Source organism: Legionella stuttgartensis, assembly GCF_977063405.2.
On sequence record NZ_CDRUHA020000036.1, the window covers coordinates 1 to 779 of the forward strand.

The window sequence follows — 779 nt, forward strand, 5'->3', positions numbered from 1 at the left end:
AGTGTTAATCCTAGCTTTGAGCGTAATTTTTTTTCCTGCTGCTCTTGAGTTAACTTTTTTAGGGCTTTTAATGAGGATACGCCTTGAGCCAATAGTAAAATGAGCTGTTCTTTTGTTATATCAAAAGGTAAACTGCGATGTTTAAGATAAGCAACCAATGCAGCGACTGAAGATGGTCCTCCTTGAGCTACCTTATACAACTGGCTTATATTAAAATCCTTGCTTAAATCGGGGTGGTTATTTATGAACTCCTCTGTGTCTAATTTCAATCGTAAAATGATGCGTAAACTCTGCTCTTCACTATAACCAAGCACTTGCAAATCAGAAGAATAATCCTGATCAATATCATCTGGTGCTATTTCTTGCACTTTTTCTTTTAATTTTTTTAGTAGGTCGCTCTCTTTAATCTTTGCAAATGGCTGAACGAAAGGCTGCGGTATGACAGAAACGCGTTCTTTTCCTATATGAGGATTTGATAACTCTGTAGGCTTATTTACTGACTCTATCTCAACTGTATTTAATCTCTCTTCGTCCATAGAGCTCTGCATGAACTCCATGAAAGAAAAATCCCTGCTTAGATCGTCTTCTCTCTCTTCGTTCGTAGAGAAGGGAGCGGAGCAATCGTCATCTAGATCTGAAAAATCATCTTCTTTTAGTTCTAAAATCCAATCTAAATTTAGCAATTCATTAACACTATACATATAAAATGACTTAAATAAAACAAAATTGATGGTTTATTATACAGACAAAGAGATGATTATCAATCGCTTTGTTGCAAC

The 779-nt window shown here is 35.6% G+C and carries 1 protein-coding gene; it reads right to left on the reverse strand.

Translation table 11 applies throughout. From position 1 onward, the window contains the following. Positions 1 to 701, reverse strand: a 701-nt coding sequence (locus tag ACWTEW_RS10920; protein ID WP_454783633.1) for a hypothetical protein, incomplete at its 3' end; no start/stop codon positions are given. Positions 702 to 779: the final 78 nt, after the last annotated feature.